Origin of the sequence: Chitinophaga sp. OAE865 (genome assembly GCF_040546735.1) — a bacterium.
Classification (GTDB): domain Bacteria; phylum Bacteroidota; class Bacteroidia; order Chitinophagales; family Chitinophagaceae; genus Chitinophaga; species Chitinophaga polysaccharea_A.
The window spans coordinates 2,664,253-2,687,972 of the sequence record NZ_JBEPOF010000001.1 but is presented as its reverse complement, the minus strand read 5'-3'; the positions used below and the strand labels follow the sequence as shown (position 1 = coordinate 2,687,972).

Genomic DNA, 23,720 nt, shown 5'->3' with positions numbered 1-23,720 from the left:
CTGCATAATGTAAGGAGTTATTATACCCACTCATTAACATGTTTTGCATTACCCATGCTAATTTCACGGGCTGAAATGGTAAAGGAGATTACCATTGGGTTTTTGTTTTCATAGTCGAAAGACTCTTCAAACTTAACCAGGTAGCCTTCCTTAAATTCCAAAGTTTTCAGTTTGGAATCAGTGTCTCTTTTGAAGAAAGTAATGGTACCATCTTTTCTTTCAAAGTTGTTTACCATCCACTCAAAGAGATCTGTTTTTCCGGTAGATTCTACAGTCAGCTTAATGCGTCCGCCACGGGTAATGGCTGAAGGGCGGCCAGTTGCATCTACTTCCTGTGTGAGATCGTAGGCGACGTGCTGTACATTGTACTCGTTGCCGCCTGTTTCAAATTTGGCTTTGAATGACATGTTGGGTTAATTTTTAAGGTTACAATAAAGAAAAAATAATTAGGATTTATTTATTTATGATTTATAAGCCTCAAATATAGGATGAAAATTTTAATAGTCAAGAGTCCTAACAAATAATTATTATTCCAATATTTACATGATTAATATAGGCCTGAAAGCTAGTGAGCGCGGCTGTTCAGCAGCATCATCTGGCGGCAGTTATCAAGATCCCTGCTCTTGCTTTCCAGCTTCGCATTCAGATCGGCTACCTGCTCTTTCAGCCCTGCAATATTCTGTTGTGCATTCTGCAGTTCACGTAGCTGTTGTTTTGTTTGTTGTAACGATAAACAGTTCTGCACAATATTATCATACAAGCCATAATGCGTTACTGCATCCTTTGGAATAGAATTACGCATATCCGCCAGGGACGCGGCGATCACCTGGTCCATATAATTGGCGTTCTGGTTAGGCAGGTTAATAGAATCCAGGTTATGCTTTACCTTATCCAGCTTTTGCAGGAACTCTGATTGAAACGCCTGCTCCTCTCTGAATGAGCTCAGTTCTTTCCGCAGTGAAGCATTTTCCCTTGCGGGAACCTGGTAGTTAAAGAATACAGCCAATACAAATAAAGCGACTGTTATAATGAAAAATAACAGGAACCAAATAAAGGAAACATTTCTTTCCTGCCTGTTTAATACTTGCATATTGCGAATCGTTTTTGATTGAAATTATCTTGTTGATTTACCTGTTGGTCCAGGCAGATTTTTCGTTGAAACAATTAATGTGGTTAGTCAGTGAAAAACCAGCGTTTGGTTTTATGTTTACGCAGGTATTCGGCATCCTGCTGCGATTCTTCTTTCACGAAAATGTTGCTGTCCTGCTTGCGCCCGATATAATCCAGGCGGCTCAGGCTCTCAAACAGTTTGTTCACCGCTCTTACAAACGGGATCATGGGTTGCAGGCACTCTCTTACATCCAGGTGTTTGTATCTGATATTGGCGCAGTTGATCATGAGTGTTTCCAGTTCTCCCTGCCGCAGTTCACACCATTCAGACAGGTAGTTGAGCAGTTCTTCCTTACCGGCGCCGGCGCGCTGGTCGATAGCGTTTTTCATGGTACGTGCCAGGCCTGCAATAATTTCCAGCATTTGTGCCGGGGGTTGCTGCAATGCCAGCCACCTGAATTGTGTGATCCTGGTACCGAGGAACTGTACCATTTTTTCAGTGATATACAACACTACCAGTGCCAGATCATTTTGCTGGTTCCTGCCATAAATTTTCTGTACGATATGCACCCCGTATAATTCCATCTGCCCAAGGAACTGATCCAGTTCATGGAAGAGGTCTACCAGCGCCGGATGCGCGCTTACAATGCTACAGGGCGGTATATAGTCGTCATCCATTTGTGCACGGCCGTCCGATACGCTGATGCGGCCCAGCACCATCTGGTAACTCCCTAACTGTCCTGAAGGCAGTTGTGATGCAGGAGCCACATACAGGCTGTATTCCGGTGTGGCATATGGCAATCTTGGCGGATCTTCATCCAGTAAAGGTTCTCCGCTGGGCTGCCTGTTAAACGGGTTTACCTGTATTAATACGTAATAAGTGCTTTCCGTATGTTGCGGATCCCAGGTGTAAGTAGCTTCAGGGAAAGTAGTGGCATACTTCAGTGAATGCACGGTATGTTCGGGAATTTCAATGCGGCCTCCACCGGGCGTAATAGCGCGGCATTCGGTAAGCTTGATCCTCCATTGATGCTGGTTGTCATTTACAAACCAGCAGCGCAGCGATTCTTTGTTTTCTGCTTTGGGGGGCAACAGTCCGTAGTTAAGTGCGTGAACACCACACGCCAACGCATCCCTGATCTGATCCAGTAAAGCATTTTCTGTATCTATAAAATGTTGCTTTTTTATCTTCATTCCATCCACCCAGTTAACGGGGAAATGCTTGAGCGGTTCTGCCATAATACTGCTTTTAGGATAACATAATTCTGTTGCAAATGATCACGCTGTTCTCTTTAATGCCATTCATAAACACCGCTTTGTCCGGATCCAGCGTTTTGGCGCTGCCAAACCAGCGTGGCTTCAGGTGGAATACCCAGCCGTATGGCTGCCCGGTGTGGTCTACAAAGTCAATCGGGGTATTGGGATAACGATCATTATAATCGTTGATGAAATGATAGAACAGGTCGCCCAGATCCATTTTGATAGGCGTGCGCGCCCGGAAATAAGTACGGCTGCTGTCAAGTGGCCCTTTCTCCATTTCCAGCCCTATAACGATCAGGTCTTTCATCTCATCTTCATTTACTTCGGGTACATCTTTATAAATAGGATACTGCCACCATTTATGCACTTTTACCGGGATGGCCATCATCTTTTCAAAAGTTTTATAAACAAAGGTGGGCAGTACAAAAGAAAACATACTGGTGAGCATAGGATAATAAAGAAAGGTATCCTTATCGAGTATCCGGTTCACCAGTACAAAGCCGGCCCCTCCAAACAGCCAGATGGCAAGTATAAAGGCCAGTTCAGATACCAGCGTGGTTTCATTGGCCCAGAAACGGGTATACATAAAGTGACAGTGTACAACGCCAAGCCCCAGGAACCATACTTCATAAAAAAGATACTGGTTCATCAGGTTTTGATGGGTAAACAGGAAAGGAATAGAACTGATCACGGAAAATACCAGCGTCATACATACTAAATACAACAGTGCCTTCTTCTTATAAAGACTGAAATTCTTAATGTACCTGCTGAGCAAAGCCACTATAAAGGAACCTATAGCCAGGGCGCCGGCCAGCATGATATAAAACTTAGCGGTGTATCTCATAGTTCTGATGGTATGTCAAGGTTTTTCGGGTTTGGGTACTAACATTTCAGGTTTTTTCAGATGGTCGTAAATAGCAAAAATAATTCCATATAAGCATCTGCCGGCTATTCTCAGAGAAAAAAATTATATCCCATGATCCCCTGCTCAGGTTGCTTATCATGCAAGGTTACATTTTTTTCACCGGAAGAAGGCAACAGTACTGTCTTAATTTCCACATCCGCCGGGAACAGGTATCCGTAGCAGGTTTCCAACAGCTTTCCATAAGGCTGCCATGGCAGGTAATCGTATATCCGCTGACGTTTCACCGGGCCAATGCTCACCGTTACCACCGGCATATCTGTATAGCAGGCTGTGCCCACCATGGCATCTACCCCAAGCATACATTCTCCCAGGGGAATACTGTTCTCGGTACTTACCATTTGTGGCGCGCGTTGCCAGGCGATATTCACTTCTTCTTCCAGTACCTGCTCCAGGCAAAGCTTTACCAATGTGGTATTACCTGCTATCCGGTGAACATATGGCAGCAGCTTCACCAACCGGTTTACTGCAGCGGCAGGAAGACCGGAAGGCAGCTCCCAGAATTCATGGAACAGCTGGTCGCTGTCCTTACCAAACACATCAAACAGCAGGTGTTTCTCCCGCTGTTCCAGGTATACGCGTTGCAGGAAGAACTCATTTTCCAGGGGCTGAAAAAAGCGGCGTGCCTGTTGCTGTTGCTGCTGCTGCTTTTTGTACCGCGCCACCATTTCTGTAACGCCATGTTGCCTGGAAGAGAGTTCCTGCTTGAATTCATGAAACATTCCCTGCGGCAGCCGGTCATAAATACCGTCGCGCGAAAGGAAAAAATTAATAAACGGCTGATACGGCTGGCTGTCATCCAGCTTTACTCCTGTGATATCTGTTGCAAATGACCGGGTAAATACATTCTGCAACTGCACCACCACTTCCTCTTCCCGCACCTGGTTATCCAACAATTCCCCCACCACTACTTCGGCCCTTACATCGTATGGTAAAGCATTGACGTGGTCAATCACTTCTTCCAGCACGGCAGCCTTCTGCGCATTATTTACCATGAGGTTCTATTTAGGTTTCTCTTATCCTGCTATTAGCGGCAAACTGTTAGCATAACTATCATTCGTCTATGGTTCCGGGCTAACAACTCAGTAACAAAAATAGGGGTTTGATTTATTATTATGACATATTACGGCTTAAATTTTGCACCCCGAAAAAATTTTTCCAATAGCCATTATCTTTGGCTATTTATCTGAAAAAAATACTAAAATTGTAAAAACCTGAAAAACCGATGGCCCCCCGTAAACCCGAAAATGAACACAAGGTAAATTCATTCAGACCTTTTGGAAAAATTGCCAGCCATGTTGACCCGCTGGTACTCTGGACCTTCCTGGGCCTGTTCCTTGTTAGTGTGGCACTGCTGGCTTTCCAGCTGGATGGCCGTGAAGATTGCAGCAATACAGATATAAAGCTCAGCCATGTTCAAAACAGTAACAGCAAAGCATATGCAGTTGGAGAAGTGATCACCTTTAATGCAGAAAACGCCGGCAAAAAAAATTCGGAATATACATGGGAGTTCGGCGACTCCAGCGCCAAAGCTACCGGCAGGCAGGTATATCATTCATTCAACAAAGCCGGCAGTTATATGATTACGCTCACTTCCGGCAAATGTACCTGGCGTAAGGAAGTAATGGTGGTGATGAACACACCGGCTGCTTCCGGCAATCAACCCGATATCTTCCCGGTGATAGATGGCCCCGCCGAAGCATTCGCCGGCAGACCCGTTACCTTCACCAATTCCACCCCTTCAGCCAAAAGCTGGGTGTGGCGCCTGCTGCAGGATAATGCAGAACCACATAGCGGCTCTTCCGTTACCTACACCTTCTCCTCGCCCGGTGAAAGGACTTTATCCCTGATCATCAACGGCGACAGCAGTCATATGGTATTAAAACATATTACCGTATTCCCCGCCAGAGCTACCATACCGGAAGAACGGCCGGAACCGGCCTTTAACCCGGCGCCGCTGCCCGCACCTGCACCGGAAGAACCGGTTAAAAAAGAAGAACCGCGGCCTACCATCTCCGACGATGAATTTAAATATATGCTTACCCAGGTGACGCTGAAGCAGAAAACGGCCAGCGACTTTGCACAATACCTCTGCAACAACCTTAATGCAAGAGTGGTACTTAACACAAACGATGTTGATAACTTTGCCCACTTCTGTCAGCGGATCTATGGAAAGAAAAAATTCAAGATAGAAAGGGTTAACCTGGCAAAAGATGAAAAAGGATGTGTAAAGGAAATCCTCATTATGTATGACCGTAAAAAAGTGTTGGGTATATTTTAAGCGCACATCATGAAAGGAAAATATTATCAGTTGCCCATTGATTTTTCGCAGCTGCTGCAGAAAAAAGACATGCCGGCTATTTCGCTGGAAGACTCCATAGCGCAGCATATCCACCTGCTCATCACCACGGTGCTGGGCGAAAATAAAGATGATCCCCAATACGGCTGCCAGTGGTGGGACAGTGATTTTGATATCAAGGCATCCAATAATGAAGTAAAGGAACAGATTGAAAATGCGGTAAAAGCCTCTATCACACGATACGAAAAGAGAATTTCACAAATAAGGGTAGTAGCTGCTGTAAACCAGGAAGAACTGATGCTGCCATCTACCCGTAAAATGAAAAAGAAAATAAGGGTCACCGTTTCGGGAACCGTTACCAAAAACAATCATCCGTTCCAGTACAGCAGTTTCTTTTACATCAGTCCGCTGTCGTACGATTGATTATTTGTTTATTAACCGCTCATGAAAGAAAAAAAAGAAAGAATAAAGGACCGCATGCTGAAAACAGCTGCGCGTTTATGGGGATACCCGGACGCAGAGGTGGAAACCTCCTTTGACCCTGTAGTGCAGCTGTTACTGGAAGCCTGCGCCAGTGAACTGGAGAAAATTTCCGGGGAAGTGGATGTTTCACATGCTCGGCTGGTAGAGCGGCTGGCACAGATCATGATGCCGGAGCCTATTACCAGCAGTCAGCCTGCCTATGGTATCCTCCACGCCATTGCTACCGAAGCAGTGGCTGATATTCATGCGGATCACCAGTTTTACCATCATACCAAATCAGGCACTCATAACCGCGACCTTTTCTTTGCACCTGTAACCAGTCACCGGCTGTTCAGAGGCCAGGTACAGTATATGGCTATCGGCAATAAACTCTATGAAACCCGTGATCACTGGTTCAAGGAGCAGGTATTGCAGGGACAGGTATTTCCTGATATGGCCCCCAATCATTTATGGATCGGCGTGGCATTAGAAGATGTGCCACATTCCTGGGAAGGCATGTCTTTCTTTTTTGATCTCCGCAATGTACATCAGCAGGAAATGTTCTACCACTATCTTCCGCTGGCGAAAGTATTTACCGGCAACCGGGAACTGATGATCAAAAGCGGCTATCACCACAGCCGGAGCATTGCAGAGGAGGAAACAGATAACATGATCCAGGTAGCGGTAAATAACAATACACGCTACAGCCAGCATATCCTCCAGAAATTCCGTCGTCATTTTCTTACCATTACCGATACGCACCCTCCTGTGGCGACCCGTATACCAGAAGTTATCAACAGGATCTTCGGGCAGGATACCCAGCGCTTAAACAAAGAGGTTCACTGGCTGCGTATCGAATTCCCGGAAGCGCTGCATCATACCTTACTGGAGGATCTTTATTGCAGTATCAACTGTTTTCCTGTTATCAATAAAAAAAATAACGAGCAGTCCATGAAGCTGAATCGTTATCTGAATATCATCCCCCTGCAAACACCGGATATTTTCTTTGATATCAAACGGGTGTACGACCTTGAGGGAACCGACTATTATGTGCGTAACTTCTCTACCGCCGGGCAGATGCAGGAAGGGGAACTGGTAATCCGCAGCAGTGGTATTGGGCGTTTCGATACCCGTGAAGCCAAAGAGGTGATTGCCTACCTGGTGGAAGTGATCCGCGATGAAAGCTCTTTATTTGAAGAAGTAAAAAATGATTTTGTGACTAACCGGATGCGGGAACTGCATCAGCTCATCGCTTCACTGGAAGAACAGCTGCAACCCGGCGCCAACAAAGGCAACATCCCTTATGTGATGGTAAAGCCAAAGGAAAATGCAGAATATATTTTCCTTGAGTTCTATTCTACTAACGGTACCACCGCCAATAACATCCGTATGGGCACCAGGCTGCTGGAATACGGCAACATCAATACCCGTCCTAACAGCATTACGCTGCTGAGCAATACCCAGGGCGGGAAGGACAGGCTGAATATTGATGAGAAAATTAACCTGTACCGTTCCCATTTACTTTCACATAACCGTATTGTGACCCCGGAAGATATCAAGGCGCTTTGCCGTACTATTTTCGGAAGGGAAATGAAATCGGCTGCCGTCGTAAAAGGTATGGCCCTGCAACCTGGCGTGAATGCGGGTTACAGCCGTACGCTCGATATACGTATTTCATTACTTCAGCCCACCCAACGCTATCCGGCTGCCAATTTGCAGTACATGAAAGAGGAACTGCTTTTACAACTGGAAGAAAAATCCAGTAATACTTTCCCGTTCCGCGTGTTTATTAACGATGTGCTGATGTAAATGCTACAGCAGGAACAGGCGATGCAGTAAGAGTATCCGGGGTATCGTTCTTTCCGGGTGTTTATTAACGGCCCGCTGATGTAAATGCTACAGCAGATGCCGGTACTGTGGAAATGGCACTCCTGTTATCACTCCGCCCCCGCAATTGCACTTCTCCGCCGGTTTTCAACAGGCCGGCGGGCACACCTTTTTTACCATCGGCGGCATATAGCACAACGGCATTCTCAAACCCGAGATCCACATATACCCGGTTACCCACCATCCAGCCTTTGCCGGAAAGACTGGCATTTTTACGAATATAAACACCATTGGCCTGAAGATCGTCAAGCAGCTGAATGCTTACCAGCTGCCCGTCTTCAAAGGCATTGCTTACTTTCAGCCGGGCGGCGTATACGGTTGTTGCAGCATGAGTGATCGCCTGCCTGCCAACAGAGATACGGATGGAATTGAAATCTTTATCGCCCGCATTACTTACTGGCGCGGGCCTGGAAAATACGGAACCGTTAGCAGAACTTTTACTGAATACATTGTATCCGAACCCTGGCAGGTATAGCTCAGGGCTTTCAAAAAGCTGTTTAATGGCAATGATCTTATAGATATACTGGGCTGTTTCATTATTCAGCAACAGCTGGTAGTAATCGCTGCTTCCCTGGCGCTTTATATTCCGGGAGATATTTCCCGAACCGGCGTTGTAGGCTGCTGCAGCCAGTGTCCAGGAGTTCAGCTGCTGATGCAGCAGCCGTATCAGTTTACAGGCCGCATGGGTGGCTTTGATCAGGTGGTTTCTTTCATCATAGCCGGCGCTTACCGTTAGCCCCAGTTCCGCTGCGGTACCCGGCATGATCTGCCATACCCCTTGCGCGCCCACAGGTGAAGTAGCATTACTGAGGCCACTTTCCACGATAGGCAGGTATTTAAAATCCAGTGGTACCTGGTACTGTTGCAGGATGGGCTCTATGATGGGAAAATATTGTTCCGCTTTCAGCCGGAGTGCGGGAAGATAACCCTGGTAGCGCAGGTTACGTTTAATTACATCCATCAGGCGGTAGGAAACAAAATCCCTTTCCATTGGCACCACTTCACCACAGAAATCCACCTGCTGTGCCGTGGTGAAACACGGCAGCAGCAACAGCAGTATTCCTATCAGAACATCCTGTTTCTTCATCTGGCTTTCCTATTGCTTCGCCATCATATATTTAGGGAAGGCGGTTACAGGTACATACAGTACAAGTTGCTGTTTTCCTTCTGTGGTTTGCAGTACAATGACCACTTCGTCTTCTTTCCGGAATTGTTTGGACGGTACTACAAATACTTCGTTGGCATCTTGTTTAGGCGCGATGGTTTCCGGTCCCTTTTTGTAAAGGATAGGCATAGCATGCAGCAGGGCAGTATCCTTCTTTTCCTTATGCAACAGGCTGGCCTTTACTATTTCAAAAGGCTCTTTTCCTTTATTGCGGATCCGGAAAGAAAAATAGTTCATGTTATTAAGCGTCATGGCCTGCGCATATCCTACGCTCACATCATCTACTTTCACTTCATATTGCCGGTTTACTTTATGATCTTTCCCGAAGTCCTCTGCTATTTTGCCTACGGTCACTGTATCTACACTGATCAGATGACCTGTTTCTTCTGGAACATCAGCAATGGGCACTTGTCCGTCCCTTTCGCCGTAGCCGGCGCGGGGCGCCTGCGGCGTTGCTTCAGGAGTGGTAATGGCGCCTGTTGTTCTGGGTTTGCCAGACAGGGTATATTTCAGGCGGGACAGTTCCACTTTATCATGGTAGGCGATGATCATGTAATGAATATTCTCTCCTTCCCTCACTATCAGGTTGGTGGGCCGTGGAGCGGCCGTCAGGGGGCGTAAAAAAACCATATTACCATCCACGATACGATAATCGTAGTCAGTATTTTTTCCATCGCCTATCTGGAAAGTGCTGATAGGCGCACCGGAGGTGATCAGCGTTACTGCTCCCCTGGTGGTTAGGATACTATCTGTGCCCGTTTGGGCATTTACCGTTGACAAGGCGCCGGTGATTAACAAACAAAGCAGCAGACTGCACAGCACATGTTTCATCTTTACAATTGGCTTTAATGCTTATGATATTTAATATACGGGATTAAGCAATCAGCCCCGGGTTGGGAAACAACTCCCAATGCCCGTATAAGCCCCAAAGCTGACTGCCTGCGGCTATTTACCATCCTGTTCGTAGGTGGTATCCCAATCTGCTGCATCATCCCCTCTCTGGCCTTCCATTTTGATCAGGAAGTTTTTGGCAGGGAAATAAGGCTTCAGATGAATATCCAGGTGGATACGGTCCTTCTGGATCGGGTCCTGCTCGAAACGGCGGATATTAAAATCTTCGATGAGCTTATCCGGCCCTGTGATACCATCAAGGAATCGGATGATCTGCTTCATCAGGTCCTTGCGGGTATTGGCGTTAAAGTTTTCAAAAGCCCTGCGGTTCAGGAAGTCCATCAGCACTTTGGTAACGAAGTCGAATACACGAACTACCGAATAGGTTTGCAGTCCCAGGTTGTCGCCATTGAACAGCGTCTTTGCACTGAAGGCCATTACTTTTCCATATTCTTTCACCATAGGCACCAGTCCCATTTTCTCCAGGCTGGCGATTTCACTTTTCTTCAGTTCAAATTTCACCCCGTCCACTTCGTTCATACCGCCAAATTTTTTACCGGCAGTTACCTGCGACATGAGGGTTTTATAGATCTTACCTGCCAGCGCGCCTGACGGTGGTACATACAGGTGTTCCTGTTCTCCTATCTCATCAAATTTTCCACGGCCCACCAGCCAGTTACAGGCCATGATCACATTGGAACGATGAATTTCCCCACCGGTGAGGTTAGCCAGTTCAAACATTTCCATCACATCATCCGGAGCATCCAGGTGTGCGAAATCCGTTACCAGCATGGTTTTGTTCTCATGCGCAATTTTTGCCCATTTCTCTATCACCTTGTTGGAGCCAAGGTAGCCGGGAATTACCAGCAGGCTATAGTTGTTACGCAGATCCAGGCGATCATAGTTATTCACCAGCTCTGTACTGATTGCATCAATAAACCGGGTATTATCCAGGTCTTTCAGCTGCTCCAGCTCCACATTGATGAAGGATACATTTTTCACCTTGTCGGACTCCGTATTTTTGAAGAAGAGCGCTACATTCCTGTATGATTGCTCCAGTTCACGGGTAGAATCTATTGCTTCTGCAAGATTATTTGACAGTACTTTTTCGGCTTCTTCTGCATGGGTGGTGCAGTACTCCACCATTTCAGGCAGTTCATTTGTTTCAGATAATACTTTTTCCCAGAGGGACAGTATCTTCTTTAATTTATCTCTTTCAGTTTTTTTACCGGCTTCCGTCAAAAAGATATTGCGGCGTGCCTTACGCTCGGGGTTCAGGTTTTGCGCACCTTCCACAGCTGCTTCCAACAGGTCGAAGCCTCCATACTTTGCCAGGTCTTCAATACTTCCGGCGAGGTTAGCTTCAGATTGCTGTGAAGACAGGCTTTCGTTCTGCAGCTCCTGGTTTTTCTGTAATTCTGCCATAATCGTTGAGGTTATGTTCCCGTATAGGCAACGGTTAATTATTTGGTATTAAGGTCGTTCATCATTCCGCGAATAGCGCTCAGCATAGCTTTGCGGGCATCCGGATCAGCCAGGGCCGACTTGAGGATCTTATTTGTTTTCAGTTGTTTCATAATTTTCAGGTACTGTTCCTTCTCTGTGGCCAGGTCGTTCAGAAAAGCGCTTTGCGCCGTAATTCCTTTTACGCCGAAATCGCCCAGGTGGTGGAACTGTAATTTTTCCGGGACCGTGCGGCCCTCTGCATCATGGAAACTTACATTCACTGCCGGTTTAAAGTGTTCAAATACACTTTCTACGGAAGTAAGCCCTTCCACTATTTCTGGTTTAACAGGCGCCTGCTGGGTTAACTTTTCAGCAAACAAGGTACGGTTATGCGAAATTTCCGCGATGGCTTCGTTGGCGTCCAGCTTCACTTCTGTGCCGCCAATTCCGTAGTTGTCATTCATTTGAGATAAATTTAGAATTTTGGAATCTGACAATCATCAAATTATTGTCCAGTCTAACTGTTCATTTTTTATATCCAGTGTTACCGTCATATCTTTCCGGAGGCTGCCGTCTATAATCATTCTCGACAAAGGCTTCCTTAATTGTCCTCTTATCACCTCCCGCAGCGGCCTTGCGCCGTACTGAGGGGAATAACCCATCAGGGCCAGGTGCCGGCGGGCATCTGCAGTAACGGTAAAGCTGATCTGCTGCTGCTCCAGCAATTGCAGTAAATGCTGTAAATGAATATCGAAGATCTTTTCCACGTTGGCAGATTGTATAGGTCCGAACGGAACGATCTCCGTAAGCCTTCCCAGGAATTCAGGCCGGAAATGACGGGCCATTAATTCCATCAGCTGCTGTGAGGCGGGGATCACTCCTTCCTGGAAAGAGCGGGCTATGGCTTCACTTCCGATATTGGAGGTAAATAATACCAGCGCATTGGAGAAGTCACCTGTTTTTCCAAGCCGGTCGTGCAGTTTTCCTTCATCCATTATCTGCAGGAAAATATCAAATACAGAGGGATGCGCTTTTTCTATTTCATCAAACAATACCACGGCGTAGGGTTGCTGCCGTATTTTATTAACCAGCAGCCCGCCTTCCTCATACCCGACATAACCCGGAGGGGCGCCGTACAAAAGGGCTGCGGCATGCTCTTCTTTGAACTCCGACATGTCAAAACGGATCATGGAGCGCTCGTCCTGGAAAAGAAAATCCGCCAGTGATTTTGCCAGTTCCGTTTTACCGGTCCCGGTAGGTCCCAGGAAGAAAAAAGATCCGATGGGCTGCCCCGGCCTGCTCAGGCCCGAGCGGGACTCCAGTATGGCATCTGCCACGGCCTTAAGGGCATGATCCTGCCCTACCACCCGTTTACGCAGTTGCGCTTCCATGTTGATGAGCCGTTCCCTTTCCTGTGACTGCACTTTCCCGAGCGGAATACCTGTGATGGCGGCAATCATAGTGGCCAGGTCTACCGGCGCTACTTCTTCCTGCCGCGTACCGGCTATTGCAGACAACTGTTCCAGCAGCTGTTGCAATGCAGACTGCAGTTCCGGAACTGTGGATATTTTATGCAGATCAGTATCTGTATGTAAACGGGAGGATAATAATACGCCGAGCCTTTCTTTCATTTGCCGGTAAAACCAATGCAGATCCTCTGCCAGTAAGGATTCCTTACTGTTAAGCAATGCAAATTCTTCTTCCAGGGTTTGCAGCAATGGTTGGCTGGTATCTTCCATGGCCCTCACTGCAGCCATAGTGCGGTCCAGCAGGTTTATGGCGCTATCCGGCAGGCTTCTTTCCTTGAGGTAGCGCTTTGATAAACGGATGGCTTCCTGTACCCCTTCAGGTGAAACCTTGAGCTGGTAGAAGTTTTCGTATACAGGCACCACGGCGCTTACCATTTTTGCGGCCAGTGTTTCATCCGGCGCCGCGAGGGTAATGGTTTCAAAGCGGTGCCTCAGGATGGCATCCGGCTCGATCAGTTTCCGGAAGCCCTCTGGTGTAGTGGTTCCTATCAGGATGATCTCTCCTTTTCCCAGCGCGGCTTTCAGCACATTGGCCATCCCTGTGCCGGATTGTTTGTCCAGCAGGCTGTGGAGATTGTCAATAAAAAGTATATGCCTCCCCGTTTGTTTCAGTTGCTGAATGATTTGCAGGAGGCGGTCTTCCAATTCGCTTTTGTAAGCAGCCCCTGCTATAAATGCGCCATAGTCCAGCGCATATATATCCGACGCCTGTAACTGCAGTGGCACCTGCTTTTGTACAATAGCGCGGGCCAAACCTTCTGCCAATGCCGTTTTACCTACGCCGCCTTCACCGATCACCAGCACGCTGGCCCGGTCTTTACGTGTAAGCACTTCCGTTACCGCCCTTATTTCTCCATCACGGCCAATGACCGGGTGAAAGGTTTTCAGGAGTTGGGGATCGGTAATACGGTATACATATTTGAGCGCACCTGGTTTAATAGCGCCTGGTGCGGCAGTATTTACGATATTATTTTCTTTACCCTGTTTGCCGGCATTTATCAGCTGGTCCCTCGTAAAGGGAAATGTTTTCAGTTGTTCGTAGGAGAAACCCACACCCGGTGTGCACAGGGCTACCAGGAGGCTCCAGGCATCCGGTTCATTATCGCCGTCCTGTGCAATACTGATAGCTTCATTCAATACGGCTGCCGCCGCGTCATCCGGTTCCGGTTCATCGGAGATACGCGAAGCCCTGGGCATTTCATCCAACCGTACTTCCGCCCATTCTTCCAAGTAATATACGTCGATGTTCATTTGATGCAATGCAGGGGCGAGGCCGGTTTCCTTGTGTAAACAGGCACGCAGTAAGTGCGCAGGTGTAAACTGCGGATGATGATATTCTTTTGCAATGGCCGTTGCAATTCTTATGGCGGATTGCAATGCAGGGCCAAATATGGTCAAGGTTGACAGGGTCATTTGGATGATTCCAGGTTTTTCAGAATTCAGTTAACAATTACAATTTATGGGCTGCTTCTTTTGGAAGCAGAGTAAAGATACAGCGAAAACCCATACGGATAATTCATTCCGGAAAAAAATGCCCTCTTTTTTTAGAGTAGATAACACCGGATAAATATCTTATTCCACATGACAGACAAAAACCCTGAAACCCAATACGGCAAAGGGTTACAAAGATTTATAAAAACCTCCTGATATTATTTATTTTTTTATTAATATAAATGATCATCAAAAAATAACAGTGTACATAGGGAGGATGTCTACCTATTAAAGAGGACCGCGCGGTTTATTATCTGACGGAAAAACATACTCATCCATATTTCTTATGATTGGGAAAATGAACGGGAAGTCCATATCCGTAAATTGTTCTTAAGGTCTTCTGCCAATTGCAGCATCGACATAAAATCAAGATAAAAATCAGTCAGCAGCTGCCGGTCCTGTAACGACCTGTTCAGCGTTGTTTCAAAATAATCTGTTCCATGGCCCACTCCCACATAGATGCGGTTGTTGTAAAAAGAGATGAACAGTTTTGCCGGAGTACGCTCATACAGGGCAACAATTTTTTCCATGAGGGCCGGTGTTAGCAGTTGCTGTGCGGCTGCCTCATCGGGGGCGTATACCATGAAAAGCTTATTAAAAGCAGCATCTGCCGGCAGCACCTTCTTTCCAAGATGCCAGGTACGGATATAGCCATCGCCGGATGCACTGTTGTTGCGCGACAGCACATACACCGGCGTACTGAAGTACCGGGGAAACTGTGCTATAAAATAGCTGCCGCTGAAAACGGTATCCGGCCCCTGCCCGCGCAGGGTTACCAATGGCATATGTGTTACCCGGAGATCGCAGAATTGAAAATTCATCTCCCCAAGTTTACCATATACCTGGTCGTTCCCCGTCATCTGGTATGCTTTTGTTTCAAATAATCCGCTTTCCGTAAATTCTTCGTAACTGGCATGGTTCAGCGGTTGATATTGAAAAGAAGGGTTGATAAAACTGATAAGAGGTTTAACAATCCTGTTCTTGAAATCATGCTGGTAATCTGTAGCTTCATTCAGCCCTTTACGTTTCACCATAAAATAGCGCACCGCATATCCGGCCAGGGTAACCAATACTACCATTCCTACTAAAAGAAACACCTGGTTCCCGTAACCTGCAGTATCCTCTCCGGCCGTGTTGCCGGCGGATCGCAGGGAATATCTCACAATAAAAAAAACAAAAATGGCAAATGGGGCCAGGGTGGCTACCCATATCCATCTTATCCAGTTACGGCCGGTAATACGCTGCTGTTCCAGCGCGCCCAGTTCATCCCTGAGCTGCTGATCCAGGAAGGCATTGAATTCTTCCAGTGTTTTCATCTTAAATGATATTATCAGTTAGAAGACCAATGGGCGGAAGTACCTCCTATGCTGATGACATAACCTGTAACAGGCTGACTGATGAACGCTTTAAACGGCTGCACATTTTCTGAAGACAAGGGCAACTTGAAAAAAGAACGGCTTTCTCCCAAACGTATATGCGCATATTCCATCGGGAATAACCGCACCCTGATGATCCGTAACGGCAAAGTAAGTTTATAATCCGTATAGGTATCAACGTTAGTCACAGCCTCTCCCCTTTCCAGCCGGTTTACAAAATCATTTATTTTTTCAGGACGTTTCCTGATCTGTGCAAACATGAAAAGATAGGGGATCAGCACGCCCACGGGCATAAACAGCAATATGAAAAGTATCCCCGTAGGTGTTTCACTGTTCCTGCCTGCAAAAATACTGTAGCCTATAAGGCCAAAGAGCAGTATGGCAAATATCTCTGCGGTGATCAGCGCATGGATGGTTTGCTTCCTGTCTTTTTCATGGATCTCCAGCAGCTTTGATCTCAGCTCAGCAATGTTATTCATCGGATACGGTTTTGAAAAATTTACCTGGACCGCAGTTTTTTGTAATTACTGACAGCAAGATAGAATCCGGCCAGCGCTACTATTCCATATGCTGCCATCAGCGCCCAGACGCTTTCGCCTGTTACCTTATAGATCAGCATTTCAATTTTAGTGATACTGATAGTAGTGTCGCTAACGGCGTGGAATTGCCGGTAACGGTAAAAGATCAGTGCAATACCTGCTATACCGAGCAGCAGGCCAACAATAACGCCCCCCCAGGAAGGCGGATCATCGTCATCTTCTTCCGGTTTATTTGGGTGCACTTCTTTTCCCGGTTCATTTACATTGCTCATTTGGATGATGGTTAAGGGTTATTAATTAAATGCATGGCTGATCAATACTGCCGTTCACAGGGCTTCGTCGAGGTTAACCGAATTGAAACCGAATCATTCACTTTCACGAAAATAACTGAAAAAAAGATACCGTGCAAAATGCGTTATGGCATCACCACCACTTCCGGCGGATAAGCATAGTCCTGCCAGGCCGCTTCCGCTTCTTCTGCCGTGATATCATTATTGAAAACCATTACCCGGTACTTCAGCTGGTAGCGGGCGTCGGGGTATAATTGCCATGGTTTCATGCGGGTAGGCGTATAATTAAACATCAGTTCTCCACCTTCTGCATTTTCCGGCCAAACACGCAGGGGCTCCGGTGAATCAAAGTTATCAGGATAGTTCATGATCAGCATTCCTGCGTTTCCTTTAGGAGTGGCGCCTGATATTTTTACCCAGCGTGCGCGGGTACTGTCGGCATCCCTGCGTGTTTTGCCTTCAGAAGTAAGTACCTGGCTGGTCTTATCTGTAAAATCAGCGGTAGTTCTTAAACCGAAGCCTCCACCATAGCGGTATTGCAGCAAAGTAATGCCGGTAGGCGTGGCCGGGGTAAAGGAAGAAGTAAAATCCCACAGGCGGCGGGCTCCATTATTGGTGGCAGGATAAGCCTGTACCAGCCATGTTTCATGAATAGCTGTTTTTTCGGTACCGTCTTTCAGCAGGGCAATATGATCCTGGCTGGCACTGAATCCGCACCATACATTCCCGGAAAATGTTTCCAGGTGACCGGCAAACCGTACTTTGCCTTCTTTCTTCTGCACATTCCAGAAATCTGTTTCACGGCCTTCAAAAAGGGTATGGGTCCAGGGATTCCAGATGCCCATATGATGCCTGTGCCCTGCATTCGGAAAGATGTTGGTAAGCACTACCCCGTTGGGCGCCCAGAGTGGATGTATGAATGCATTGCGGTTATATACGGTGTCTGCACCCGCGGGTGCATGCACCGTTTCGAAATTATACTGCAGCACCGGCTGGCCTCCCTGGGCCAGCAATACATGGCCGTTAACACGGCGGGCTGTCATAACCGTATCTGTAGCGGATACTCCTTTACGCAGTTCATATTTTCTTTCCGTACCGGCCGCTGTATTTCCTTCCATGATCCAGCAAAGCTGCCCCGCGCGCTCAGTAACGGCAACGGGTATACGTTTATTACCGGTTACTTCTTCCAGCGTTACCGGGATGCCGGCAGAAGCCGGCACGCTTGTATAAATCACACTGTTATAACGGTTCAGCTTACCGGCTTTCACCGTAAAACGGGCAATTACCTGGGCATGAGCACCGGAATAAATTAAAACAGACAGCAGCGATAACAGGTGGATTTTTTTCATAACGGCTCCAATACGTTTACCGAAAAATACGTTTTACTTTCTCAGTATGCAAATACCCTGCGTAGAGAAATACGAATATTGTTTAAAGGGCCGGTACTATATTATCCTTTAATTCAATATTTTTGAACGCTCAATCAGGATAAATATGGCAGCCCCACAAAAAAATATGCTGACAACAAAACTCATTATAACCAATAAATCCGCCCTTCAACAGAAATACGGCGATGCCCACCAGCAAATCCTGGATGATATCAACACGTTACAGGCATTTGATAACGGGCGGCACCTGGATGCGCACGTTATTTTCCTGGATGATGCTGCACAGATGCAGGCCTGCCAGTCGACCGCAGTGACGGAGCCACTGGATGAAGCGCAGAACAAAAAAGCAATAGATGAACTGTACCGTTTTTTTTCGCCGGGATACCTGCTGTTACTGGGATCGCAGGACATAATTCCCTTTCAGCGGCTGAAGAACCTGTTGCCCGGTGATAATGACCCCGACACATTTATTCCCAGCGATCTGCCTTATGCATGTGATACTCCTTATGACACGGATCCCGGTAAATTTATTTCACCTACCCGCGTAGTAGGCCGTTTGCCAGATATACCCGGCGTAGCGGATGCTTCGTACCTGCATACACTGATCTCCAATATACTGGCAGCGGTGCCGTCTAAACAGGGTGATTACCTTCCCTATTTTTCCATGAGCACTTACGATTGGCAGAATTCCACGCAGAATACCCTGCAGAATATTTTTGGCAGCAACAGCAATCTCCTGATATTTCCCGGCAGCGACGCAACGTTGAATGGTACCAACTGGACTGCCGCACAGTTACAGGCAAAAACGCATTTTATTAACTGCCACGGGGCTATCTATAACCCGGGGTTCTATGGCCAGAAATCCACCGAGTTTCCGTTGGCCATGAGATCTGATATACTGAAAGATAAAATCACCCACGGCACTATTGTGGCGGCTGAATGCTGCTATGGCGGCCAGTTGTTTGACCCCAGGAAAAACAGCGCCAAACGGATCAGCATGGCCAACAGTTACCTGCTGAACCATGCCCTGGCTTTTGTGGGTAGCTCCAATATTGCCTACGGCCCTCCAACCGGGCAGGGACTGGCAGATCTGCTCACACAATATTTCGTGATCAATGTGCTGAACGGCGCCTCTACCGGCAGGGCCCTGTTGGAAGCCAGGCAGCGGTTCCTGAACGAAATGGGTCCCACACTGGATCCCTATGAGCTTAAAACAGCCGCACAATTCTACCTGTTGGGCGACCCATCATGGCAACCGGTGATCAACGACAAAGACCCCAGCAGTACCGGTGATGCACAGCTTTTTGTAAATACCCTGCAAAACCGCCGGGATAACCTGGAAGCCAGGGGTAAAATGCTGGACGACTTTATTGCCGTTCCCCAACCGTCAGACAGCGCGCATGCTACCGATCCTGCATTGCACCACGCTATGCACCGGCTGCTGGATGAAAAAAACTTTACTGAAAAAAGGAACCCGAAAGTATTTGTCAACAGGAAAAACAATCCCGTCGTAAAAGAAGATGTAAACGGCGCCATGCCATCTGTAAAATTTCACGTATTTTCGGAATCTGCCACCATTGGGGAGTCGCCTTCTATGAAGGTGATAGTGGTGAAAGAAAAAAATAATCAAATACTGGGGTACCGTGAATATGTCAGCAGATAACAACAACAGGGACAAAGACAGTCCCTTTATTACGCTTACCGGGCGCCTGGTGCTCCGTACATTTGGCAAACACAGTAAAAGTGAACACCTGGGCGTATTCCTTGTTACAGATCAGGGAGATTACCTGATACGTCCTTCAGGAGCAAATCCTTTTATGCCTAATCCTTTGATGCCGCTGGCCGGCAAAACAATTGTGACCACCGGCTATATTGAAGATTATGTTTTCCTGGCTCAAACCTGGAAAGAGGAAGAATGATCTTTATGCAGTAGCTCTGCGCCTGTTCCCCACCGGTTGGCATATATGATACGCCCGTTTTCCATCCTGATGCCATCCGCAGTATCTTCCGCCAGCAGCAACGGCCCGTCCATATCCACATAATCCAGCAATGGCAGCAGATGCGCCACCGCAGAGGTGCCCACCGTACTTTCATTCATGCTGCCTGTCATCACTTTCATACCCATACGCTTTGCTTCCGCAATCATCCGCAGCGCCGGCGTAATACCGCCGCATTTGGTGAGCTTGATATTGATGCCATGAAAATAGCCCTGGCATTGAGCTACATCCTGCTCTACAATACAACTTTCATCGGCAATAACCGGTAATACCACATTGTTGTACACCTGCTTCATCCCATCCCTATCAGCAGCGGGCATGGGTTGCTCTATAAATTCCACGCCCAGTTCCTTTAAGGCAATTGCATTACGCAGGGTTTCCTCCACTCCCCAGGCGCAATTGGCATCTACCCTGAAAACAGCGGTGGTATGCTTTCTCAGCTCCCTGATAATGGCAATATCTTCTTTGGTGCCCAGTTTTATTTTATAAACAGGCCAGGGAAATTCCAGCAGTTTTTTCACCATATTCTCTATCGTATCAATCCCGATAGTATAATCGGTAAGCGGATTATGTGATATATCCAATCCCCATACTTCATAGAGCTTTTTTTGTTGTTGCCTGGCGTACAGGTCCCATGCTGCAATGTCGAGCGCGCAAAGTGCAAACATATTATCTTCCAGCAGCGGGTACATATCCCGCCAGAAAACTTCCGGTGTGTGAAGGGTATAGCTCTCAATAAAAGAACGGTGCTGTTCAATTGCATCCATCAGCCTGGGCACCGTCATCTGGTAATAAGCGTTATCGGCGGTTTCCCCCAGCCCGCTCACGCCTTCCTGTTCCAGTTTTACTACCAGCAGGGGTTGCATGTCTTTTGACTTCCGCGAAATAGTAAAGGTGTGTCTGAACTTCAGTTCAAAAGGATAAAGGGTGAGCTTCATTTTACTAACGGGTTCTTTCTGTGAAAATACAACGCATTTGTGAGATTGTTCTATGTGCGCTACGCTAAAATCCGGGGAACACGATAACGCCAGTAATGCGAGGCCACAGCCGGTATATTGATCCTTTCCGTATCAGGATGCCGGTTACTTTCCGGCGCTTCCGCAGCAAGCAGGTCCTGTACCTGGAAGATGCGCCACATGGCCGGCGAAGCCATATGTCTGCCGATAATTTCCCGGAGCAGTTCAGGGGTAGCTGTAGAAGGAACAGGCCCGTAGTGCCCGAGTTGTTGCTGGTAATATTTCCGGGAAACGGATATATTCTCTTTCCACCATCCTCTCAACGTGCTCATGTCGTGTGTGGAAGGGGTTAAAACAGACAGATAAGACACCTTTGAGATATCAGTGAAGACTTTGTTCCCAGACTTAGGCATGCGCTCAATTTCCAGGCTTAAAATGCCCAGTGCCTGCATTACACCCGGTACGCAGGCGGGCACCATGCCCAGGTCTTCCCCACAGATGAGCATTTGAGTAGCTCTTTTTATCAATGGCAGTTTATAAAGCGCTTCCCTGCGCCAGCAGTTTTCCTGCCATATATAAAAATAATCATGGTACAGCGCCTGTAATTGTTCCCTGCTGTGGGCATCCAGGGCGGCAAATGAACGGGTAGCCATCATATCATAACGGGGGTGATACACCGTTCCGCCAGGACCGGTTATCTTTATAAACAATACATCCGCTATCAGGTGACAGAGGATCTTTTTTATTTCTTCAGGCAATGCCGATTCCATTACCTTCCGCTGTGTGCTGTACTCAGGCAATAGCTGATAACGGCCATCCGGTAAGGGATGCATCAGTTGTTCCTTCATCATGCCGGCGTAGTTGCCAAACAGCTCATCCAGGACTGCGCCTGTTATATAGGGCTGGCAATACCGGCTCTCATCAAAGCTGATCTCCCGTCGGCGTATCTCTTCCCGGCTCACCGGCACAGCCGGATGGAAATATCCCAGTATGCCCTGGGTGGCATCAAGAGGGATCTGCCAGATACGGAAGAAACCAAGGATATGATCAATACGGAAGGCATCAAAATAAACCGACAGGTGACGAAGGCGTTGCTGCCACCATGCCAACCCGTCTTCTGCCATACGTTGCCAGTTGTAAGTGGGAAATCCCCAGTTCTGGCCTTCGCTGGTGAAGCCATCCGGCGGTGCGCCCGCCTGCATATCCAGGTGATAATGCCCGGGGTTCATCCAGGTATCTGCACTATAACGGGCCACGCCTATGGGAATATCGCCTTTCAGGGCTACGTTGCAATCATGTACAGCGGTTCTTGCAGCGGCCAGTTGCCGGTGGAGATGATACTGTACAAAGAAATGATAATGTGCTGCACGACCGGCTTCTACATCGGTGGTTACCAACTGCTTCACTGCCGTGTAGTCATATACGTTATATGCCGGCCAGCGGCTGAAATCCCCTGTTCTGTAACGGTTACGCAAAAAACAATAGGCTGCGTAAGGCAGCAGCCAATGTTCATTAACAGCAAACCACTGCTGGTAACCGGGTGTTTGTAACTGGTGTTTTTCTACTTCATACAGTTCCTGCAGGTAGGCCAGCTTAAACGACATTACTTCTTCATAATCGATGAATTCTTTTTCGTTGAGCCATTGCCGTAACCGGTTAAATTGTTTCTGCAGCGGATGATGTGCAGGCAGCGTACCCACCTCCTGTAAGCGGATGTACTGCGGATGCAGGGCGAAAGAAGAGATAGCGGCATATGGATAGGAATCTTTCCAGGTGCCGGTTTGCGTGGTATCATTCACCGGTAGCAGCTGTATCAGCTGCAGCCCTTTATGTTGTGCCCAGCGCGCCAATGCAGGCAGGTCGGCAAATTCGCCGGTACCAAAGCCTTCTGCGCTGCGCAGGCTGAATACGGGAACGGCCACACCGGCGCCTTTCCAGGGAGCCTGTGCCACCCGTAAAAACCCGTCGTGTAAAATTACCTGCCGCCCTGGTACGGCGGTGGTATGCAGCTCACGGTTACTGCCGGTTTCAAACTGAATGAACTGCTGCCGCTGCAGATCATAGATGCCATATTTATAATACAGCGGTGCGGTTTCCCCGGAAAGGTCCAATGCTATGGAAAACCAGCCCTGTGCATCATACTGCAGCAGTAGCGGATTACTGGTATCCCAATTGCCCATCAACTGGTTACTACCCAGCAGGCAAACGGTTTTGCCGGCATCTAACAGGGGCGCCTGTACGCGGAATATATGCGTGGCCGTTAGTAGCGGTGCTGGAGCAGTGGCAGGTCGTTTATAAAAAATGCGGGAAAATGGAGCTGTTAACCAGGCGTTTTCCGGGCGGGAGGCATCGTTCCAGGCATCTATGAAAACAATATCCTGTTGTTCCCCCGGAGTGAAAACAAATTCCCGTACGGCGCCTTCGTACATCACTTCGTTTCCTTCTTTCAGCAGGTATTGGTACCGCAATATAAAAGGGGAGCCAGCGGCCAACCGGATCTCTGCAAACCACCAGGATGAATTTCCCCATTGCATACGGCAGGCGTGCCGGGGTATATCATTACCCAAAGCAGGTAAGTTACCGAGCAGGTGCAGATCCTGCCCGTAGTAGGTATAATAATGAAGATAAAATCTTATGGTGTAACTCATCTGATCCTGGCTATGCCGGACCAAAGTAAGGAAAAAACGCGACGCGGGTATTGCCTGATTTTTG

21 protein-coding genes are annotated in these 23,720 nt (G+C 47.6%); 5 read left to right on the top strand and 16 right to left on the bottom strand.

The window, feature by feature from the left end; all coding sequences use genetic code 11:
- Positions 1–20: 20 nt before the first annotated feature.
- The 5 genes from tssD to ABIE50_RS10970 all read right to left on the bottom strand — a co-directional run bounded on the left by tssD (position 21) and on the right by ABIE50_RS10970 (position 4,287).
- The gene (tssD, locus tag ABIE50_RS10990) at positions 21–407 is read right to left on the bottom strand and encodes a type VI secretion system tube protein TssD (protein WP_142683192.1); all 387 of its coding nucleotides are present in this window, start codon (positions 405–407) and stop codon (positions 21–23) included.
- A 158-nt stretch (positions 408–565) separates the two neighbouring features.
- Positions 566–1,090 carry a type VI secretion system TssO gene (tssO, locus tag ABIE50_RS10985; RefSeq protein ID WP_142683193.1) on the bottom strand — a complete coding sequence of 175 codons (525 nt, stop codon included), beginning with the start codon at positions 1,088–1,090 and terminating at the stop codon, positions 566–568.
- An 83-nt stretch (positions 1,091–1,173) separates the two neighbouring features.
- Positions 1,174–2,349, bottom strand: a complete 1,176-nt coding sequence (locus ABIE50_RS10980) for a hypothetical protein (protein ID WP_142683194.1) — start codon at positions 2,347–2,349, stop codon at positions 1,174–1,176.
- A 10-nt stretch (positions 2,350–2,359) separates the two neighbouring features.
- Positions 2,360–3,214, bottom strand: a complete 855-nt coding sequence (locus ABIE50_RS10975) for a TssN family type VI secretion system protein (RefSeq protein WP_209863524.1) — start codon at positions 3,212–3,214, stop codon at positions 2,360–2,362.
- A 110-nt stretch (positions 3,215–3,324) separates the two neighbouring features.
- The gene (locus ABIE50_RS10970; RefSeq protein WP_209863526.1) at positions 3,325–4,287 is read right to left on the bottom strand and encodes a type VI secretion system baseplate subunit TssG; all 963 of its coding nucleotides are present in this window, start codon (positions 4,285–4,287) and stop codon (positions 3,325–3,327) included.
- A gap of 230 nt (positions 4,288–4,517) precedes the next feature.
- Here ABIE50_RS10970 and ABIE50_RS10965 point away from each other — a divergent pair, with 230 nt between their 5' ends.
- The 3 genes from ABIE50_RS10965 to ABIE50_RS10955 are packed head-to-tail and all read left to right on the top strand — an operon-like array spanning position 4,518 to position 7,862.
- Positions 4,518–5,573 carry a PKD domain-containing protein gene (locus ABIE50_RS10965; RefSeq protein ID WP_209863528.1) on the top strand — a complete coding sequence of 352 codons (1,056 nt, stop codon included), beginning with the start codon at positions 4,518–4,520 and terminating at the stop codon, positions 5,571–5,573.
- Between the two features lie 9 nt (positions 5,574–5,582).
- Positions 5,583–6,014 (top strand): GPW/gp25 family protein, encoded by a 432-nt coding sequence (locus ABIE50_RS10960; RefSeq protein WP_209863530.1) that lies wholly within the window; start codon positions 5,583–5,585, stop codon positions 6,012–6,014.
- 21 nt (positions 6,015–6,035) lie between these two features.
- Positions 6,036–7,862: a type VI secretion system baseplate subunit TssF gene (locus tag ABIE50_RS10955; protein ID WP_209863533.1), complete on the top strand. Its 1,827-nt coding sequence runs from the start codon at positions 6,036–6,038 to the stop codon at positions 7,860–7,862.
- A 64-nt stretch (positions 7,863–7,926) separates the two neighbouring features.
- Here ABIE50_RS10955 and ABIE50_RS10950 read toward each other — a convergent pair whose 3' ends face one another.
- From ABIE50_RS10950 to ABIE50_RS10910, 9 genes are all read right to left on the bottom strand, one after another.
- Positions 7,927–9,027, bottom strand: coding sequence for a transglycosylase SLT domain-containing protein (locus ABIE50_RS10950; RefSeq protein WP_209863535.1), 1,101 nt, complete (start codon positions 9,025–9,027; stop codon positions 7,927–7,929).
- Positions 9,028–9,036: 9 nt separating this feature from the next.
- On the bottom strand, positions 9,037–9,936 hold the full coding sequence (locus ABIE50_RS10945) for a hypothetical protein (RefSeq protein WP_209863538.1): 900 nt from the start codon (positions 9,934–9,936) through the stop codon (positions 9,037–9,039).
- A gap of 114 nt (positions 9,937–10,050) precedes the next feature.
- Positions 10,051–11,421, bottom strand: coding sequence for a DUF5458 family protein (locus tag ABIE50_RS10940; protein WP_142683202.1), 1,371 nt, complete (start codon positions 11,419–11,421; stop codon positions 10,051–10,053).
- Positions 11,422–11,459: 38 nt separating this feature from the next.
- On the bottom strand, positions 11,460–11,906 hold the full coding sequence (locus ABIE50_RS10935) for a hypothetical protein (RefSeq protein WP_142683203.1): 447 nt from the start codon (positions 11,904–11,906) through the stop codon (positions 11,460–11,462).
- 36 nt (positions 11,907–11,942) lie between these two features.
- On the bottom strand, positions 11,943–14,384 hold the full coding sequence (locus ABIE50_RS10930; RefSeq protein ID WP_209863541.1) for an AAA family ATPase: 2,442 nt from the start codon (positions 14,382–14,384) through the stop codon (positions 11,943–11,945).
- A gap of 362 nt (positions 14,385–14,746) precedes the next feature.
- Positions 14,747–15,778, bottom strand: a complete 1,032-nt coding sequence (locus tag ABIE50_RS10925) for a DUF3137 domain-containing protein (RefSeq protein WP_209863544.1) — start codon at positions 15,776–15,778, stop codon at positions 14,747–14,749.
- A 14-nt stretch (positions 15,779–15,792) separates the two neighbouring features.
- Positions 15,793–16,317, bottom strand: a complete 525-nt coding sequence (locus tag ABIE50_RS10920; protein ID WP_209863547.1) for a hypothetical protein — start codon at positions 16,315–16,317, stop codon at positions 15,793–15,795.
- A 20-nt stretch (positions 16,318–16,337) separates the two neighbouring features.
- Positions 16,338–16,649, bottom strand: coding sequence for a hypothetical protein (locus ABIE50_RS10915; RefSeq protein WP_209863550.1), 312 nt, complete (start codon positions 16,647–16,649; stop codon positions 16,338–16,340).
- Positions 16,650–16,792: 143 nt separating this feature from the next.
- Positions 16,793–18,016, bottom strand: coding sequence for a DUF6807 domain-containing protein (locus tag ABIE50_RS10910; RefSeq protein WP_209863553.1), 1,224 nt, complete (start codon positions 18,014–18,016; stop codon positions 16,793–16,795).
- 166 nt (positions 18,017–18,182) lie between these two features.
- On the opposite strand from ABIE50_RS10910, the gene ABIE50_RS10905 reads away from it, so the two are divergent.
- Both ABIE50_RS10905 and ABIE50_RS10900 read left to right on the top strand, forming a co-directional pair.
- Positions 18,183–19,718, top strand: coding sequence for a C25 family cysteine peptidase (locus ABIE50_RS10905; protein ID WP_209863556.1), 1,536 nt, complete (start codon positions 18,183–18,185; stop codon positions 19,716–19,718).
- A complete protein-coding gene (locus ABIE50_RS10900; protein WP_354027961.1) occupies positions 19,699–19,974 on the top strand; it encodes a hypothetical protein in 276 nt (91 codons plus the stop codon). The genes ABIE50_RS10905 and ABIE50_RS10900 overlap by 20 nt, the downstream gene beginning before the upstream one ends.
- Here the strand turns inward: ABIE50_RS10900 and ABIE50_RS10895 are convergent.
- Together ABIE50_RS10895 and ABIE50_RS10890 are read right to left on the bottom strand one after the other, a co-directional pair.
- Positions 19,950–20,990: a dipeptide epimerase gene (locus tag ABIE50_RS10895; protein WP_209863562.1), complete on the bottom strand. Its 1,041-nt coding sequence runs from the start codon at positions 20,988–20,990 to the stop codon at positions 19,950–19,952. The genes ABIE50_RS10900 and ABIE50_RS10895 overlap by 25 nt on opposite strands.
- A 59-nt stretch (positions 20,991–21,049) precedes the next feature.
- Positions 21,050–23,656 carry a 4-alpha-glucanotransferase gene (locus ABIE50_RS10890; RefSeq protein ID WP_209863565.1) on the bottom strand — a complete coding sequence of 869 codons (2,607 nt, stop codon included), beginning with the start codon at positions 23,654–23,656 and terminating at the stop codon, positions 21,050–21,052.
- Positions 23,657–23,720: the final 64 nt, after the last annotated feature.

Coding starts and splice junctions, on each gene's coding strand:
- tssD (WP_142683192.1), bottom strand. CDS start 407: ATGTCATTCAAAGCCAAATTTGAAACAGGCGGCAACGAGTACAATGTA.
- tssO (WP_142683193.1), bottom strand. CDS start 1,090: ATGCAAGTATTAAACAGGCAGGAAAGAAATGTTTCCTTTATTTGGTTC.
- ABIE50_RS10980 (WP_142683194.1), bottom strand. CDS start 2,349: ATGGCAGAACCGCTCAAGCATTTCCCCGTTAACTGGGTGGATGGAATG.
- ABIE50_RS10975 (WP_209863524.1), bottom strand. CDS start 3,214: ATGAGATACACCGCTAAGTTTTATATCATGCTGGCCGGCGCCCTGGCT.
- ABIE50_RS10970 (WP_209863526.1), bottom strand. CDS start 4,287: ATGGTAAATAATGCGCAGAAGGCTGCCGTGCTGGAAGAAGTGATTGAC.
- ABIE50_RS10965 (WP_209863528.1), top strand. CDS start 4,518: ATGGCCCCCCGTAAACCCGAAAATGAACACAAGGTAAATTCATTCAGA.
- ABIE50_RS10960 (WP_209863530.1), top strand. CDS start 5,583: ATGAAAGGAAAATATTATCAGTTGCCCATTGATTTTTCGCAGCTGCTG.
- ABIE50_RS10955 (WP_209863533.1), top strand. CDS start 6,036: ATGAAAGAAAAAAAAGAAAGAATAAAGGACCGCATGCTGAAAACAGCT.
- ABIE50_RS10950 (WP_209863535.1), bottom strand. CDS start 9,027: ATGAAGAAACAGGATGTTCTGATAGGAATACTGCTGTTGCTGCTGCCG.
- ABIE50_RS10945 (WP_209863538.1), bottom strand. CDS start 9,936: ATGAAACATGTGCTGTGCAGTCTGCTGCTTTGTTTGTTAATCACCGGC.
- ABIE50_RS10940 (WP_142683202.1), bottom strand. CDS start 11,421: ATGGCAGAATTACAGAAAAACCAGGAGCTGCAGAACGAAAGCCTGTCT.
- ABIE50_RS10935 (WP_142683203.1), bottom strand. CDS start 11,906: ATGAATGACAACTACGGAATTGGCGGCACAGAAGTGAAGCTGGACGCC.
- ABIE50_RS10930 (WP_209863541.1), bottom strand. CDS start 14,384: ATGACCCTGTCAACCTTGACCATATTTGGCCCTGCATTGCAATCCGCC.
- ABIE50_RS10925 (WP_209863544.1), bottom strand. CDS start 15,778: ATGAAAACACTGGAAGAATTCAATGCCTTCCTGGATCAGCAGCTCAGG.
- ABIE50_RS10920 (WP_209863547.1), bottom strand. CDS start 16,317: ATGAATAACATTGCTGAGCTGAGATCAAAGCTGCTGGAGATCCATGAA.
- ABIE50_RS10915 (WP_209863550.1), bottom strand. CDS start 16,649: ATGAGCAATGTAAATGAACCGGGAAAAGAAGTGCACCCAAATAAACCG.
- ABIE50_RS10910 (WP_209863553.1), bottom strand. CDS start 18,016: ATGAAAAAAATCCACCTGTTATCGCTGCTGTCTGTTTTAATTTATTCC.
- ABIE50_RS10905 (WP_209863556.1), top strand. CDS start 18,183: ATGCTGACAACAAAACTCATTATAACCAATAAATCCGCCCTTCAACAG.
- ABIE50_RS10895 (WP_209863562.1), bottom strand. CDS start 20,990: ATGAAGCTCACCCTTTATCCTTTTGAACTGAAGTTCAGACACACCTTT.
- ABIE50_RS10890 (WP_209863565.1), bottom strand. CDS start 23,656: ATGAGTTACACCATAAGATTTTATCTTCATTATTATACCTACTACGGG.